The organism is Collinsella sp. AM33-4BH, from assembly GCF_003469205.1.
Lineage (GTDB): Bacteria > Actinomycetota > Coriobacteriia > Coriobacteriales > Coriobacteriaceae > Collinsella.
In genome coordinates, this window is sequence record NZ_QSIN01000011.1 from 1 (window position 1) to 15,095 (window position 15,095).

Annotated in this window: 12 protein-coding genes; 7 read left to right on the forward strand and 5 right to left on the reverse strand. The window is 62.1% G+C overall.

Annotated elements, in window-relative coordinates:
* Positions 1-257 (reverse strand): transposase (locus tag DW821_RS08240; RefSeq protein ID WP_147346320.1); only part of this gene is annotated, 257 nt, incomplete at its 3' end.
* A 332-nt stretch (positions 258-589) separates the two neighbouring features.
* Here DW821_RS08240 and DW821_RS10210 point away from each other — a divergent pair.
* The 3 genes from DW821_RS10210 (at position 590) to DW821_RS08250 (ending at position 3,651) form a co-directional block, all read left to right on the forward strand.
* A complete protein-coding gene (locus DW821_RS10210; protein WP_158567560.1) occupies positions 590-691 on the forward strand; it encodes a DUF5605 domain-containing protein in 102 nt (33 codons plus the stop codon).
* Between the two features lie 111 nt (positions 692-802).
* The gene (locus DW821_RS08245) at positions 803-1,714 is read left to right on the forward strand and encodes an ROK family protein (RefSeq protein WP_118066435.1); all 912 of its coding nucleotides are present in this window, start codon (positions 803-805) and stop codon (positions 1,712-1,714) included.
* Positions 1,715-2,106: 392 nt separating this feature from the next.
* Positions 2,107-3,651 (forward strand): helix-turn-helix transcriptional regulator, encoded by a 1,545-nt coding sequence (locus DW821_RS08250; RefSeq protein ID WP_118258730.1) that lies wholly within the window; start codon positions 2,107-2,109, stop codon positions 3,649-3,651.
* Between the two features lie 110 nt (positions 3,652-3,761).
* Here the strand turns inward: DW821_RS08250 and mgtA are convergent, their stop codons facing one another.
* On the reverse strand, positions 3,762-6,521 hold the full coding sequence (gene mgtA, locus DW821_RS08255) for a magnesium-translocating P-type ATPase (protein WP_118066439.1): 2,760 nt from the start codon (positions 6,519-6,521) through the stop codon (positions 3,762-3,764).
* Between the two features lie 435 nt (positions 6,522-6,956).
* Here mgtA and pyrE point away from each other — a divergent pair, with 435 nt between their 5' ends.
* The gene (gene pyrE, locus DW821_RS08260; RefSeq protein ID WP_117736922.1) at positions 6,957-7,637 is read left to right on the forward strand and encodes an orotate phosphoribosyltransferase; all 681 of its coding nucleotides are present in this window, start codon (positions 6,957-6,959) and stop codon (positions 7,635-7,637) included.
* A 12-nt stretch (positions 7,638-7,649) separates the two neighbouring features.
* Here pyrE and DW821_RS08265 read toward each other — a convergent pair whose 3' ends face one another.
* From DW821_RS08265 to DW821_RS08275, 3 genes are all read right to left on the reverse strand, one after another.
* Positions 7,650-7,868 (reverse strand): hypothetical protein, encoded by a 219-nt coding sequence (locus DW821_RS08265; protein WP_147487039.1) that lies wholly within the window; start codon positions 7,866-7,868, stop codon positions 7,650-7,652.
* Between the two features lie 181 nt (positions 7,869-8,049).
* Positions 8,050-8,904, reverse strand: coding sequence for a MurR/RpiR family transcriptional regulator (locus tag DW821_RS08270; protein WP_118066443.1), 855 nt, complete (start codon positions 8,902-8,904; stop codon positions 8,050-8,052).
* Between the two features lie 164 nt (positions 8,905-9,068).
* Positions 9,069-11,660, reverse strand: a complete 2,592-nt coding sequence (locus DW821_RS08275; RefSeq protein WP_118066445.1) for a glycoside hydrolase family 2 — start codon at positions 11,658-11,660, stop codon at positions 9,069-9,071.
* A 114-nt stretch (positions 11,661-11,774) separates the two neighbouring features.
* Here DW821_RS08275 and DW821_RS08280 point away from each other — a divergent pair, with 114 nt between their 5' ends.
* The 3 genes from DW821_RS08280 to DW821_RS08290 all read left to right on the forward strand — a co-directional run bounded on the left by DW821_RS08280 (position 11,775) and on the right by DW821_RS08290 (position 15,054).
* Positions 11,775-12,767: a helix-turn-helix domain-containing protein gene (locus tag DW821_RS08280; RefSeq protein ID WP_117797326.1), complete on the forward strand. Its 993-nt coding sequence runs from the start codon at positions 11,775-11,777 to the stop codon at positions 12,765-12,767.
* 170 nt (positions 12,768-12,937) lie between these two features.
* A complete protein-coding gene (locus DW821_RS08285) occupies positions 12,938-14,377 on the forward strand; it encodes a glycoside hydrolase family 1 protein (RefSeq protein ID WP_118066447.1) in 1,440 nt (479 codons plus the stop codon).
* Positions 14,378-14,517: 140 nt separating this feature from the next.
* Complete coding sequence (locus DW821_RS08290) at positions 14,518-15,054, forward strand: PTS glucose transporter subunit IIA (RefSeq protein ID WP_118066449.1); 537 nt, start codon at positions 14,518-14,520, stop codon at positions 15,052-15,054.
* Positions 15,055-15,095: the final 41 nt, after the last annotated feature.

Genomic DNA, 15,095 nt, shown 5'->3' on the forward strand with positions numbered 1-15,095 from the left:
CCGGGCAGGTGGGCGACCGCCAGCCCCGCGGCGCGGGCGCGCCGCACGGCGAGGGACCCTATGTTGCGGAACTGGTCGACCACGACGAGCGTGCCGGCGGGCGCGGAGGAGAACAGCGCGTCTAGAGCGCCCTCCCGGTTGCGGACGGGGGCGCTGGCCAGCACCTCCCCGCCGCGGTCGATAAGGCAGGCCCAGTGGGAGGACTTGCCGACGTCCAGGCCGAGCACGGCCGCGGGCCTGGTGGATGGCGCTTTCACGGTGGTATCCTTCCGGTAGTCGTTCGACCGGATGGCCTCCCCCTCGGCACTCACATTACCAGCCGCGGCCTCTGCCCGGCACTTTCCTATCAGCCGTCGGGGGCGGCGCGTCCCGCGCCGGCAGCACCCAACGGGCCCTCTCGGGGGCAGGGACGTTCGGCCGTGCGCGGGCGCCCGGTCGGCGGCCCGTTCTGGGCGCGCCTCAATCGTAGCCCGAGACGGGCCCGGGCTGACAATTTCGACTGTAATGGACGTTCTTAAATGAGTGGTCTCGTGAGTCTGTGGGCGAGGCGGGCGCTCGATACAAGGTGCGTGTCGTGGACACATGAGGCATGACGGAGGAGGAGCTTCCCGGAACCTTTGAGGGCAAGTTCCGCATCGATCTCCCAAGTAAGCAGTATATGATGCTTCGCCTGACCAAATTAGAGGCGTAAAACAGAGATAATCGGCTCCGGGTGTGACTTGCTGCACGACCATCGCAGGGGGGTGGCCCCTGTGATGGTCGCGGCGATGCGCGTCCGGGGCTACGCTTGTAAGGAGTGAACATGCAGGAGTTTTTTGGAATCGATGTGGGCGGTACGGCCGTTAAATGGGCTGTGCTGGGCGAGGATTTTTCCATCCGCGAGCGCGGAAGCCTGCCGACGGGCTTTACCACGGCTGATGAGACGGTCGCGGCGCTGATCTCGCTCGTCGAGCCGTATCGCGAGCGCGTGAGCGCCGTGGGCGTGAGTGCGCCCGGCGGCATCTACGAGGGAGATGTCACAGGAACGATCCATCGCGGTGGTGCGCTCACGTTTATGGATGGCTGTCCGCTCGGAAAGCTCATGCGCGAGGCTCTGGGGGTGCCGATTGCCGTCAATAACGACGGTAGGTGCTGTGCACTCGGTGAGTATGCGGCTGGCGCTCTGCGCGGGACGCGTTTTGGCGTGGTGCTCGCTATCGGCACGGGCATCGGCGGCGGTATCGTCATCGACGGCAAGGTCCTGCGCGGCGCGCACTGCTTTGCAGGCGAGTTTAGCTTCTTGCGCAACGATGTCACGACTGCTGCGAGCATGGAAAACTCCTTTGCGGGTTCGGGCGGTTGGCGTGCGCTCCGCGATGCCGCCGTTGCCGAGAAGGGCCTGCCTGCGGATTCTCCGGTGGACGGCCGCCGCGTCTTTGAGTGGATCGCGGATGGCGACATGGCGGGGCAGCGCGCGCTCGACCGCTACGCTCGCGCATTTGACGGACAGCTCATCAACCTGCAGGCCGTGCTCGACCCCGAGGTCTTTGTGATCGCAGGCGGCATCTCGTGCCATCCCGAGCTCGTCGATGCCCTGCGTGCGCAGATGCCGCTGGCCCTCTCGAGTTACGAAGGGACCCTTGCCGGCATTCCTGTGCCGCAGATAAAGGCGGCCGAGCTCGGCAACGACGCCAACCTTTACGGTGCTGTCCAGGAGGCCATGCGCCTGGTGTAGCGCATTGGACATAATCATTGGGGACGTTCTTGTTTGACTAGTCGTTTAAGAACGTCCCCAATGGCTACCCACAGAATGAGAGTGGATAATCTCCCGTTTTTGGCCTGCATACAGGCTCAAAGTGGGAGATTATCCGCTCTCGTCATTTGATTGGCACTTGCGTCACTTGCACTCATTGGGGACGTACTTAAATGAGTGGCAGTTGGGGACACTCCTTGCCGAGCTGCAAGCCGTGCGCGCCCCTTCTGGGCCTTGCGGCTCAAAATCGGTTTACGCCGTGGGCTGTTGGGGTCAAATTAGCGACATTTTGAGGATAGGTTCGATATTAGGACTGGTTCTCTAATAGAATGAGTTTGCAGGCCATTAAGCGACTGCGGGGGGGGGGGGTATTCATGAAAGGTATGGGAGACACAACAGCGTATTTGCGTTGGGGCATTCGGGAGATTATATGCCTGGCGCTGTTCTATTTTACGTTTTTGGCTGGCGAGTACCTCTTCGACATGCGCGTGGCCGAGTTTGTGCCGCCGAGCGAGGTTGCTACCTACGAGACCCTCATCGTCGGTGCGAGCGTAATCGGCTTTTTTGTGCGTCCTATTCTGTACTATCGCCGCCCCCGCGCGATCGATACGACGAGCGACATCACGGGCGTGCTGCTGGTGTCGGCATTGCTGCTGATGATTATGGCGGTTCGGTTTGAGGTGGTAATTGCCGGCGGTTTGATGGCGTGTTGCACGCTGGGCTACTGCGGATCGACCGCTCACGCCAACTTTGCGCGGCGCTTTGCGCGGACGCCGTACTTGGCGCGCGCGGCGGCGCTTTCATATGCTCTGGGCGTCCTGCTTCAGGTGTTCAGCCACATGGTGATACCCGCGGGGATTCCGCAGCAGTTTGTTTTTGTTGCCTGTGCGGTCGCGCAGGTGGCGCTCCTCCACGGCGTCCGCCGTGCCAAGCTGCGCGGCGAATCTGAGTTTGGGCCTGAACCCGATATCTCCGAGCTTTCGGTGGATGCATCGGAGTTTGGCGCCAAATGGCGAAACGATCCCGAGTCAACGGCGGCTTTTCGGCGCGCCGTGGTGCGTCTGACGATTGCAACCGCCTGCCTTACCGGGGTGTTTGCCGCCCTCAATGCGGGGCTCACGATCTCGCACGCCGCCGGGTCCGTTGACTTGGGCGATTGGTCGCGCTTGCTGATGGGCGTGAGCGCTCTGCTCGCCGGCGCCCTATTTGACCTGCGCGGGCGCTCGTGTATGAACATCATCATGACCTGCGCCGCCATGTTGTCCACGCTCTCATTCGCTGTGCTTATCACCGATGCCAACGGCGCCAACATACTTGCCGCCACCGTCATCTTCTATCTGGGTGCGGGCTTCTTCGTGGTGTTTTTCACGGCGAAGTTTGCCGCCATTTCGGTGTATGCGCATTGGTCGTATCTGTGGCCGTGCATGGGCCGCGTCATCAATAACGTTTGCGCGATGCTCGTGACGGCACCGGCGGTGGCGATTGTCTCGAGCCAGAACGTGCTGTTGGCAGTGGGCGTGGGGCTTGTACTGCTTGTGGGCATTGCGATCTCGCTGCTGGGACAGTCTGGGCATCAGGTCTATGACGTTGAAGTGCGCGGCGACCTGGCGTTTGCTGCTAGCGACCTTGGCACGGATCCCGTATCCGCCCAGAGCGAGCCCGCCCCCGCAGAGGTGCCGGAGTCCACACTCGACGAGCGTCTCGATACCTTCGCCGTCGCCTTTGAGCTTACGCAGCGCGAGCGCGATATTTTGGAGGCCTTGGTCGCATCGCGCGAGAGTGTTCAAGACATCGCCGCAACGCTCTTCCTTTCGCGCTCCACGCTTTACCGTCATATCGCCTCGATCAACAAAAAGACCGGCGCCTCCTCACGTGTGGCCCTCATCAACTTTTTCTGGTCCTGGGCGCCCAAGGACTAGCCCATTTGGGACGGGGCTTTTTTAGCTGTTTTGGGCAGCCACTGCCAGCGCGAACCACCACAAAGGGGACAGGCACCTTTGTGGTGGTTTTGACGGGAGCGCCTGTGGAGTTACAGCAGTTCGCCGTGGCGGGCGATGTAGCGGCGTTTGGCCAGCTGGGTGAGTGCGATGTAGGCGGCGACGATGCTGACGAGCAGCGCGAAGAAGATTGGCGGCAGCGGCATGAGACCCAGCGCATCGGCGATGGGGCTTGCCGGCAGCCAGGTGACGAGCACCAGGCCCAGCACGGTGAGGAGGCACAGCGCGGGCGCGGCGTGGTCGCGCGGGCGTGGCAGGCGCGGGGAGCGCAGCATGTGGACCACGAGCGTCTGCGACCACATGGACTCGACAAACCAACCGCTCTGGAAGAGCGCCGTAAAGGCCGCCATGCCTGCGACGTCGCCTACAGCGGCAAGCTCGGCCCAGCTCGCGCCCACGGCGGCGGGGCACACCACAAAGAAGAGCGCGGCGAAAGTCACGATATCAAACAGTGAGCTCACGGGACCCAACTCGAGCATAAAGCCCTTAATGGACGCGGCATCCCAGGCGCGCGGACGGGCAGTCCAGGCGTCATCGACGGTGTCCCACGGCAGCGCGATGCACACGATCTCGTAGACCAGCGACAGCAGCACCAGCTGCAGAGCGCTCATGGGCAAGAACGGCAAGAACAGGCTCGCGACGGTCACGGATAGCACGTTGCCAAAGTTGGAGCTCACCGTGGTCTTGAGGTACTTGAGTAGGTTGCCGTAGGTGCGGCGGCCTTCGATGATGCCGCGCTCGAGCACGCCCAGGTCCTTCTGGAGCAAGATGATATCGGCGGATTCCTTGGCGATGTCGACGGCGGAGTCGACCGAGATGCCGCAGTCGCTCGCGCGCATGGCGGCGGCGTCGTTGATGCCGTCACCCATAAAGCCCACGGTGTGACCGAGCAGCTCGCGCATGACGCGCACCAGGCGCGCCTTCTGCAGAGGCGAGAGCTTGGCGAAGAGGTGGGTGTTCTCGGCGCGCTCGGCAAGTTCGGCGTCATCGAGCGCATCGATCTCGGAGCCGAGCAAGACGTTGCTCGCGTCGATACCGATCTGTTCGCAGACGGTGGCGGCGACGCGGTCGTTGTCGCCGGTCAGGACCTTGACCGCCACACCCTTGGCCTCGAGCGTGGCGACGGCGCCCGCGGCACTCGCCTTGGGCGGATCGAGGAAGGCCAAAAAGCCCATCAACACCATGTCGCATTCGTCGGCAATGCCAAACTCGCCCACGCAGCGCGGATTGGTTTTCTGCGCCACGGCAATCACGCGCAGGCCCTCGGCGTTGAGCCCGGCGACCTGCTTGCGAATCTGGGCGAGCTTATCTTCGGTAAGCGGCTGGGCGGCGCCATCGACCTCGACAAAGGAGCAGATCTCGAGCATTTCCTCGGCAGCTCCCTTGGTGACCATCTGGGTTTTGCCCTGGGCGTCGGCGACAACTACGCTCAGGCGGCGGCGCGAGAAATCGAAGGGCACCTCGTCGACCTTGGTATAGCGGTCGCGCAGGCTCTGGCCCAGCATAGAATCGGGCACGACGGTCGAGGGCGTCACATCGGCACGGTCGATGACGGCCAGGTCGATAAGGTTTTTGAGGCCGGTCTGGAAGAAGCTGTTCAAAAACGCATGGCGCAGCACGCGCGCATCCTCGTTGCCGTCGGTGTTGAGGTAGCGCTCGAGCACGATGCGGTCTTCGGTGAGGGTGCCGGTCTTGTCGCAGCACAGGACGTCCATCGCGCCGAGGTTTTGGATCGCCGGCAGCTCCTTGACGATAACCTGGCGGCGGGCGAGGTCCTTGGCGCCCTGCGACAGGCTCGTGGTCACGATGACGGGAAGCATCTGCGGCGTGATGCCCACGGCCACGCTCGTGGCGAACAGCAGCGCGTCGATGACGTTGCCCTTGGTGGCGGCGTTGATGGCAAAGACCGCCGGCGCCATAACGAGCATGAGGCGCACGAGCAGCATGGAGACGCTCGAGACGCCGCGGTCAAACGCGCTCTTCTCGCCGCGTCCGTTGAGCATCTTGGCGATGCCGCCCAGGTAGGTGTCCGAGCCGGTGGCAACGACAAGCGCCATGGCGGTGCCGTTTTGCACGGAGGTGCCGGTAAAGACGATGTTCTTGCAGGCAGAGAGTGGTAGCGCGGAGCTGTCGGCACCCGCGGCGGCAGCGGTCTTCTCGACGGCCTCGCTCTCGCCGGTGAGTGCGGACTCGATCACAAACAGGTCGCGCGCGGTGATGATGCGGGCATCTGCCGGCACCATGTCGCCGGCAGAGAGGCGGATTACATCGCCGGGGACGAGCTCGTCGAAGGGGATCTCGACGCGCTCGCCGTCGCGCAGGGCACAGCAGGTGCTGGAGACCAGGTCCTTAAGGGCCTCGGCCGCATTGCCGCTGCGGGCTTCCTGGATAAACTTCATGCCGCCCGATACCAGCAGCATGATGCCGATGACGATGACCGTGGAGGGGTCACGCTGCAGCTCGGGCACGGCGAGCACGTCGATGTAGAGCGAGACCAGTGCGAGGGCGGCGAGGATGCCAGCGAAGGGATCGACGAACGCGTCGGCGATGCGGCGGGCGAGCGTCTTGGTCGGCGCTTCGATGGTGTTGGGGCCGACGGCGCTCAGGCGCTCGGCGGCGTGCTCGGCGGTGAGGCCGTCGGCTGTGGCGTCGAGCAGCACGAGGGCATCCTCGGCGCTATGGGTGGCGGCGAATATGGTGTTCTTGGACATGCCGGTATGAGCGGCGGGGCGCGCCGTGCGGCGGCGCTTGGAGATGGCTTCGAGTACCGTGGCGGTTTTGAGCATCAGCATAGGGTCCTCCTTGTTGAAGGGAGTTAGCGTACGTGTCGTATGTGCTTCAAAAAACCTAGATGTCGCTCACGTCATGCTTTCGAACCACCACAAAGGGACAGGCACCTTTGTGGTGGTTTTGACGATCGGCTGTTGGCGCTTATGCGTGCGCGGAATCCTCGCGGCGTGCCGAGGGCGACATGCAGGTTTTTCGACTATGACTGCCTTCCATGGCACACCTCCTTAAGGCCGGGCGCGGCGCGCTTTGGGTATCTCGTACCCGTTACAATCCGCCCGTATTCTTGATGAGGGGGTTTGCCGTGTCAACCCCAATGTTTGGAAAACCATTGCCCCTGACAAAGCCTTTACAGAATGCCGAGGCCCCAAAGCGCGCCCGCAACGCGCCCTGCCTGCGCTAAACTGGAAGGCACGTACGCGATTACGAGAGGAGCCCGCATGGAGGCTTACAAGCAAGAGTTCATCAAGTTCATGGTTGAGTCCGACGTTCTTAAATTCGGCAGCTTTACGCTCAAGAGCGGCCGTCAGTCCCCGTTCTTTATGAACGCCGGCGCCTATGTGACGGGCTACCAGCTCAAGAAGCTGGGCGAGTATTACGCCCAGGCCATCCACGATAACTTTGGCGACGACTTTGACGTGCTGTTTGGACCGGCCTACAAGGGTATTCCGCTGGCCGTCGTGACCGCAATTGCCTACCACGAGCTGTACGGCAAGGAGGTCAAGTACTGCTGCGATCGCAAGGAGGCCAAGGACCACGGCGCCGACAAGGGCAACCTGCTGGGCTACGAGCCCCAGGACGGCGACCGTGTGATCATGGTCGAGGACGTCACCACCAGCGGCAAGTCCATCGACGAGACCTATCCCAAGGTCAAGGCTGCTGCCGATGTCGAGATCAAGGGCCTGATCGTGTCCCTCAACCGCATGGAGGTCGGCAAGGGCGGCGTGACCACCGCGCAGAAGGAGATCGAGGCCAAGTACGGTTTCCCCGTCGCGAGCATCGTCTCCATGGCCGAGGTCGTCGAGACCCTTTACAACCACGAGATCGACGGCAAGGTTGTCATCGACGACGAGCTCAAGACCGCCATCGACGCCTACTACGAGCAGTACGGCGTCAAGTAGGTTCCGCCTCCGTTAGTTACGCGGTTTTACCAAACCGCGTAACGGCTCGACGCTGCAAACCCGCCAGAGCGGCAATCTGCCTTTCAACTTCGGCGGCATGACCAGAAGGTCAATGCCGCCTCGTTTCAAGGCACCTTGCTCGCTCTGGCGGGTTTTCGCTGTCGCTACCAAAACATCGGCGTTGTCCTGGTCCAGATGCGGCACTTGGGGACGTTCCTTTTCTGCCGACACCTGGGGACACTCCTGATGTAGTCGTTGGGGACGTTCTTAAACGACTAATCATTCAAGAACGTCCCCAATGACTACCCGCAAAATGAGCGTGGATAATCTCCCACTTTGAGCCTGCATCCAGGTCAAAAACGGGAGATTATCCACGCTCGTTATTTGAGTGTCCAATAATCCTCGCTCGTTGTTACTTGAGTCCGGGGAGGCGGGTGTAGGGGAACGAGCGCTCTAAGAACTCGGAGCAGCGGGCGTAATCTTTGGCAAAGTAGCTGCTATAGAGCGAATCGAGTACGTATTGCACGGCGATATGGCTGGCGAACTGCGTGATGCGGTGCGTCATGCTCTCGTGGTCGCTTACCGTGAGATAGGCGGCAAAGCCGGGGTGAATGCGGGCACAGTACGGCGTGCCGATGACGATGACCGGGACATGTCGACTGCTAAGGATCGGCAAGATCTCCTTGAGGTTGGGGGCAAGGCCGCTGTAGGAGATGATGATTGCCACATGGTCGGGACCCGAGGCGAGCGCCGTGCGCACCTGAGCCTCGACGCTGTCGTGGCACGTCGCGCTTTTGCCGGCGGAAAGCAGGCGATCGCGGAACATTCCCGCTGGATACAGGTTATGCGAGCCCGTGTAGATGTCCACGGTGCCGGCGCGCATGATGAGCTTGGCGGCGTGGTTGAGCTGTGCAGGGTCGAGCAGCTCCTGCGTTTCGGCCAAGGTGGTCTGGTAGAGCCCCTCCATGCGTTCCATCACCTGCGCAGGGGTGGAGGTGGCATCGAAGGGAAAGTTGATGTCCACGTCGCGCCGGTTGCCCGCCTCGGTCGCCTGGCGGATGAGCTCGACCTTGAGATCTTTGAAGCCCTCGAGGCCGAGCTTTTTGCAAAAGCGGTGCACGCTCGCGACCGAAACGTTGGCGCACGCGGCAAATTCCTTAATGGAAAGCCCGCGCACATCCTCGCCCATGGCGAGGGCCGTTCGCCCAAGTTGTTGCTCGGTGGGGGTGAGGCTTTTGCCCTGCGTGATCTTTCGCCTGATATCCATATGGCTCCTATGCGTTTGCGTCGCGATAAACCAATCATAGCGATAAATAAAACGTTCGGCTTGGCTGGGAGTTTTGGTCCGCCGGTCTATGAACGACGGACCGCTCGACGCTGCGCGGGCTCAACATAGGGCGTGCCCTGCCCGAGTTGTTTGCGCTCGGGCTGCTATCCGAGCACGCGTACGGGCCCCAAGAGGCCGCTGGGATCGGAGGGCTCGGTCATGCCGAACATGTCGGGGACGGCGTGGTCGAGGGTGTTGATGATATCGATCGTAAGCGCGTGCTCGCCGGCCAAAAGCGCGCCGGCCTCAAAGCGGTAAGGCGGACAGATGCGTGTGCCGAGGGATTTGCCGTCGAGGGTGACGGTTGCGGTCTCAAAGACCTCGCCAAGGTCGATGACGGTGCGGGTGGCCGCTTCGCCCAGGACAAAGGAGGCCCGGTAGCGGAATGTGCCGGCCTTGCCGGGGAACTCGGCCGAGGAAAGGTCGCGCAGGTCTGCAAGCTCAACAGACTCGCCAAAGGCATCGGTGCCAGGGGCAGAGAAGGCAACCGCCCAGGGCCCGTCGACGCATGTGGCTTCGTCTTCGGCGGTTGCCACAGCAACGGAACCTGTAGCCCCAAGGACCACGATGCAGCTCTCGTAGGGAGCCAGCTCGAGCGTGCCGTCAAAGGCGGCGGGCTCGGTGCCGTTGAGCAGGTCGAGGCGCGCGCCTGCAACGGGTGTGCCGTCGGCAAGCGCAATCTGAGTGGAGATACCCTGCTTGGGATGCTCGTTGACGAGCATCAGATAGCTCTCGCCCGCCCGCTCGTAGCGCAGTGCGCGCAGCCAGGGCTGGGGCTCGGCGCAAACCACGGTCTGCATGCCGGTATTGGCAAGTGTGTCTGCGAGCTCGGTGGTCGCCAGGAGCTTGATGTCGGCGACCGCGGCTGCATCCAGGGAGGCAAAGCCCTCGCGGCCTGCAGTGTCACCGTCGTAGCGCTTGTTCGGCAGCTCATCCAGCGCGTACACGGCAACACCTGCGGCTGCGGCACGCGCGGCAAAGTCGAGCACGGCTCCGCCGACAAACTCGGCTCCGGGCATCACCAGGCAGCGGTATGCCTGGCCGTTCACGCTAAAGCCGCTACCGTCTGCGGCAATTTCAATGGCATAGCGCCCTGCGTCCTCAAATGCCTCTGCCGGCACGATGTCAAAGTCGACCTGCGCGCGCAAAAGCTCGGAGGCGGCATGCTGCATAAAGTTCGCCTCGCCTGCCCACTCGGCGTCCGCATGGTAGAGAAGCGCCACCGGGGTCGTTGCGCGCCCGCCGCTCAGCAGGCTCGCCGTACGGTTCATGTAGCTCATGAGCTGCCCAAAGTGTGCAATCTGGGGGTTTTGGCCATGCGCATAGAAATGCGGCGGGCAGTCCCAGTCGGGGAAGGCGGCCATGCTAAAGGCATGCGGCACAAACCAATTGACGCCGCGCACCAAAAAATGATCGGCGATCCACTTCATCTCGCGTAGGCCTTCGTGCCATCCAAATGCGCCAAAGACCTCGGCCATGCAGCGCCCCTGCTTTTTGGGGTCGAGGTGTGCTGCCGAGGAGCCCAGCTTGGGCAGCACGTAGTTATAGAACTCGAGGTTCCACACGCCGCGTCCGTAGCTGTGAAGGCCGCGGTCCATGCCGGGTACCAGCTGGTTGATCACGATGTCGACGCCCGCCATGTCCTGACCGCCCACGGCGCGGAAGTAGTGCCCGGCGCCCACGCCCAGGCGCGCGTGACAGTCCTTGTCCTCGATAACGTGGCCGATGTACTGCACGCCGCGCGCGCGGCACCAGTCTCCGAGCTGGTCGCAGAAGCACTCCTTATAGAGGGTGCTCGCGATGTCCATATAGACGTGGCGTACGTGCGCGCCGGCCGGCTCGCGGTCCCACAGGTGCGGGAGCTCGGCCAGGTAGCGCTCGCCCAGTGCCGCGCGTAGGCGACGCTCAAGCTCGGCCGACCAGGGTAGGGGCGCGGTGGCCTTGCCGATGAGCGTGTCCGAGATGCCATCGGGGCCCGTGGTGCCCTTCTCGTTGGCAAATCCGGGCTCATCGGAGAAAAAGCCCAGGATCGTCTTACCAAACTCATCGCCCAGATGCTCAAAATGCGGCTCGTAGACAGCATCGATGAGCTGCGCCACCGAGGCGCGGTCGACCATATTGATGTAGTCCTCGTTGTAGGAGGTCTTGCCGCTCGTGAACATCACGCATGCCTGTGTGAGGCCCGCAGGTGCATCGAAGACCAGGCGGCTGGGGTTGCCGTCTACATCGTCGATTACTCGGTAAGCGACGTCGACGGGGCTGCCGTCCTGCATAAATGTCACGCCGTGGAAGCGCTCCGTTTTGTCGAGCATGTTGGCGAGCGCGATGCTTGCGGCGGACGTGGGGCCCACGATGTCGAACGTGCGGTGCGTGAGCACGATCTTGCGGAGCTCGGGCACGGCTTCCTTGACGACGCCGTTGGCAAAGCCCGTGGGGAAGTGCGCGTCGTCCAAGATCCAGAGCTTAAGGCCCAGCTGCTTGCACTCGTCAATGACAAAGCGCAAGTCGCGCCACCAGCCCTCGCCGCAAAAATCGGGGTGTGGGCGGCTTTCGAGACAGACCTCGTGGATGTCGGCGCCGGCGATCTTTTCCAGATACTCGGCAATGGTCTTATGGCTCTCGCCCTTCATCCACAAAAACGGAAGCACGTGGTTGTCGTATGTGCCCTCGAGCACCTGCTGATAGTACGCGGTCATGGATCCTCCTTGGCTCGATCGATCTGCTGCATAGCACAGATTATGGACGCGTCGGCGCGTTCTGCTAATATCTGAATCACGACGAACTATGACCAAATCAACGATTGGCAAGCCATGGAGATCGACGAGCTCGAGCGTAGGCTCAGCGAACTGAGCACCAGTGAGATCGCTTATAAAGACGGCATGGCATTTGATTGGTCGATTATGACCGAGCATGTCGAAATCGACGGATGCCCAGTGCGCAAGATTGGGCAGCCAGGGTTTGCCTATGCCCAGCCCGGCATGCCGCGTGGCCTGACGATAAGGAAAAACTCGCGCTTTAATGCAGTTCCCGAGCACGTGCATGATTACGTGGAGCTGAGCTATGTGTATCGCGGACGCTGCCCGCAGACGGTGGCGGGGGAGAGGCTCGAGCTGGGCCGCAACGAGGTGCTTTTGCTCGACGCCCTCTGCCCGCATGCCGTGGCGGCGCTTGGTGAGGACGACATCATGCTAAGCATGACCGTTTCACGCTCTTTTTTGCGCCGGAGTCTCGAGTCGAGCCTCTCGCGCGAGAGCGCGGTCTCGCGGTTTTTGTTCAACGCGCTCAACAGCGAGACGGACCATCGGGGCCATGTCCGTTTTCATTGCGGCGAGAGCCGTCGGATTCGGCGCTACATGCAGGAGATGCTCTGCGAGCTGTACGACCCGAGCCCCAACGGTCCCGAGATCGTCTTGCGTCTGTTTCAGCTGTTTTTGGCCGAGCTCATGGATTGCTACGAGCGCGAGCTGGTGCGCGGCGCGGCGGACGGCGCGGCGGGGCCCACTGCCCTGGTGACGGGAATGCTCGGCTATATCGATCGCGAATTCGCCGCGTGCTCCCTCGAGGGGATGGCGGCGGAGTTTGGCTTGAGCCCTAATTATGCGACGGCGCTCCTCAAGCGGCATGTGGGCAAGACCTTTAGGCAGCTTGTGCAGGAGCGACGCCTGGTACGTGCGGCCGAGCTTCTGTGCGGCGGCGCCACGGCCGGGGCGGCTGCGCATGCGGTGGGCTATGAAAACATGAGCTTCTTCTACCGTAAGTTTCACGACAAGTATGGCTGCACCCCCGCGGCATACCGCCGGTAAGCGCGGAGCGGATCGTCTTCGCTCCTTCGGTGTCAAAAAGTTTCAGCTGCAGCGCTGTTGCAGCGCGCGTCTGCGAAAAGAAGTGTCCAAATCGGCGCCTTCGCCCTGGCCTGGAGCGACTCGGCGGCATACTCGTTTCATCAGCAACACGCATGAGCGAGGAGGCACTTATGGGATTCCCCGAGGGTTTCTATTGGGGTGGCGCTACCGCCGCCAATCAGTTTGAGGGCGCTTGGAACGTGGACGGCCGCGGTCCGTCGGTCGACGACCACTTCTTGGGCGGCAGCTACAAGGAACCGCGCCAGATTACGATCGACATCGACCCCAACCGCTTCTACCCCAATCATGACGGCATCGATTTCTACCATCACTACGAGGAGGACATCGCGCTGTTCGCCGAGATGGGCTTCAACATGTTCCGCATGTCCATCTCTTGGAGCCGCATCTTCCCCAACGGCGACGACGCCGAGCCCAACGAGGCCGGCCTCGCCTTTTACGACCGCGTCTTCGACTGCCTGCGCGCTCACAATATCGAGCCGCTCGTGACCCTGTCGCACTACGAGATGCCCTATCACCTGGTCGAGAAATACAACGGCTGGGCGAGCCGCGAGCTCATCGGCTTCTTTGAGAAGTACTGCCAGACCGTCTTCGACCGCTATCAGGACAAGGTCAAGTTCTGGCTCACCTTCAACGAGATCAACTGCGGCACTCAGGACATGGGCGCCATGATGGAGACCGGTCTGATCCAGGGTTTCGAGGGCCCGGCAAGCGCCATCAAGACCACCGCTCAGCAGCGCTATCAGGCCCTGCATCACCAGTTTGTCGCCAGCGGCCGCGTCGTGCGCTATGCCCACGAGCACTATCCGCAGTTTAAGATGGGCAACATGGACTGCTTCATCCTCTCCTATGCCGCCACGTGCGATCCGGCCGACGTGTTCGCCACGCAGCAGGAGATGAATACCATGAACTGGTACTGCTCCGACGTGCAGGTGCGCGGCAAGTATCCGTTCTATGCCAAGCGCTTCTGGGCCGAAAACGATGTCGAGCTCGTGATGGAGGACGGCGACCTGCAGGATATCGCCGACGGCAAGGTCGATTTCTACACCTTTAGCTACTACATGTCCGGCACCGTGGGCACCCACAAGGATCACGAGATGACCGAGGGCAACATGACCTTTGGCGGCAAGAACCCCTATCTGGAGTCCACCGATTGGGGCTGGCAGATCGATCCGCTGGGCCTGCGCATCGCCCTCAACGAGATTTACGCCCGCTACGAGATTCCGCTGATGGTGGTCGAGAACGGCATGGGCGCCTACGACGAGGTCGAGGAGGACGGCTCCATCCATGACCCGTATCGCATCGCCTACTTGCAGAGCCACGTCAAGGCCATGGGCGAGGCCATTGCCGACGGCGTCGACCTGATCGCCTACACCTGGTGGGGCCCCATCGACCTGGTTTCCGCCGGCACGGGCGAGATGCGCAAGCGCTACGGCTTTATCCACGTCGATAAGTACGACGACGGCACCGGTACCTACGAGCGACGCCGCAAAGACAGCTTCTACGCCTACCAGAAGATCATCAAGTCCAACGGTGCCGAGGGCCTGGATTAATCGACAATATGAGTGCCACCGGGGAAAAGCGTTGGGATGGGCTCGCGATTCGAGTCCCCACCTTAGCATTTGAACCATTTGGCACTATAATCACCATAGGCATGCGCACAACGTTGCGCTTAATCAAGAGGAGAAAACGTATGGGTCTGTTTGACATGTTCAAGAAGAAGGCTGAGCCCGCGGCTGTCGCTGCTCCGGCCTCCATCTCTGCTTCTGCCGGCGCCGACGTGCTGTGCTCGCCCGTCAAGGGCAAGGTCATCAAGATGGCCGACGTGCCCGATCCCGTCTTTGGTGGCGAGGTTCTGGGCAAGGGCTGCGCTGTGTGGCCCGAGGACGATCTGGTCTACGCTCCCTGCGACGGCAAGGTGACCGTCACCATGGGCCACGCCGTGGGTCTGCAGTCCGATAGCGGCATCGAGGTTCTGGTGCACGTTGGCGTCGATACCGTCAACATGAACGGCGACGGCTTCGAGGGCTTCGTCAAGGCCGACGACGTCGTCAAGGCTGGTCAGCCCATGCTCAAGATCGACCGCGCCAAGATCGCCGCTGCCGGCTACAAGGACTGCGTCGTCGTGGCTGTGTCCAACACCGCCGAGTTCGCCGACGTCGAGCTCGCCGTCGAGGCTGACTCCGCTGTCTCCGCTGGCGATGCCATCGTCAAGGTCGTCCGCAAGTAGTCTGCGGCAACATAAGGGTGTTTTGGGGTGGTCGGGTTATC

What these genes read in the sequence shown, in the direction of transcription:
- DW821_RS10210 (WP_158567560.1), top strand. Translation starts at nt 590, where the DNA reads ATGACGGAGGAGGAGCTTCCCGGAACCTTTGAGGGCAAGTTCCGCATC.
- DW821_RS08245 (WP_118066435.1), top strand. Translation starts at nt 803, where the DNA reads ATGCAGGAGTTTTTTGGAATCGATGTGGGCGGTACGGCCGTTAAATGG.
- DW821_RS08250 (WP_118258730.1), top strand. Translation starts at nt 2,107, where the DNA reads ATGAAAGGTATGGGAGACACAACAGCGTATTTGCGTTGGGGCATTCGG.
- mgtA (WP_118066439.1), bottom strand. Translation starts at nt 6,521, where the DNA reads ATGCTGATGCTCAAAACCGCCACGGTACTCGAAGCCATCTCCAAGCGC.
- pyrE (WP_117736922.1), top strand. Translation starts at nt 6,957, where the DNA reads ATGGAGGCTTACAAGCAAGAGTTCATCAAGTTCATGGTTGAGTCCGAC.
- DW821_RS08270 (WP_118066443.1), bottom strand. Translation starts at nt 8,904, where the DNA reads ATGGATATCAGGCGAAAGATCACGCAGGGCAAAAGCCTCACCCCCACC.
- DW821_RS08275 (WP_118066445.1), bottom strand. Translation starts at nt 11,660, where the DNA reads ATGACCGCGTACTATCAGCAGGTGCTCGAGGGCACATACGACAACCAC.
- DW821_RS08280 (WP_117797326.1), top strand. Translation starts at nt 11,775, where the DNA reads ATGGAGATCGACGAGCTCGAGCGTAGGCTCAGCGAACTGAGCACCAGT.
- DW821_RS08285 (WP_118066447.1), top strand. Translation starts at nt 12,938, where the DNA reads ATGGGATTCCCCGAGGGTTTCTATTGGGGTGGCGCTACCGCCGCCAAT.
- DW821_RS08290 (WP_118066449.1), top strand. Translation starts at nt 14,518, where the DNA reads ATGGGTCTGTTTGACATGTTCAAGAAGAAGGCTGAGCCCGCGGCTGTC.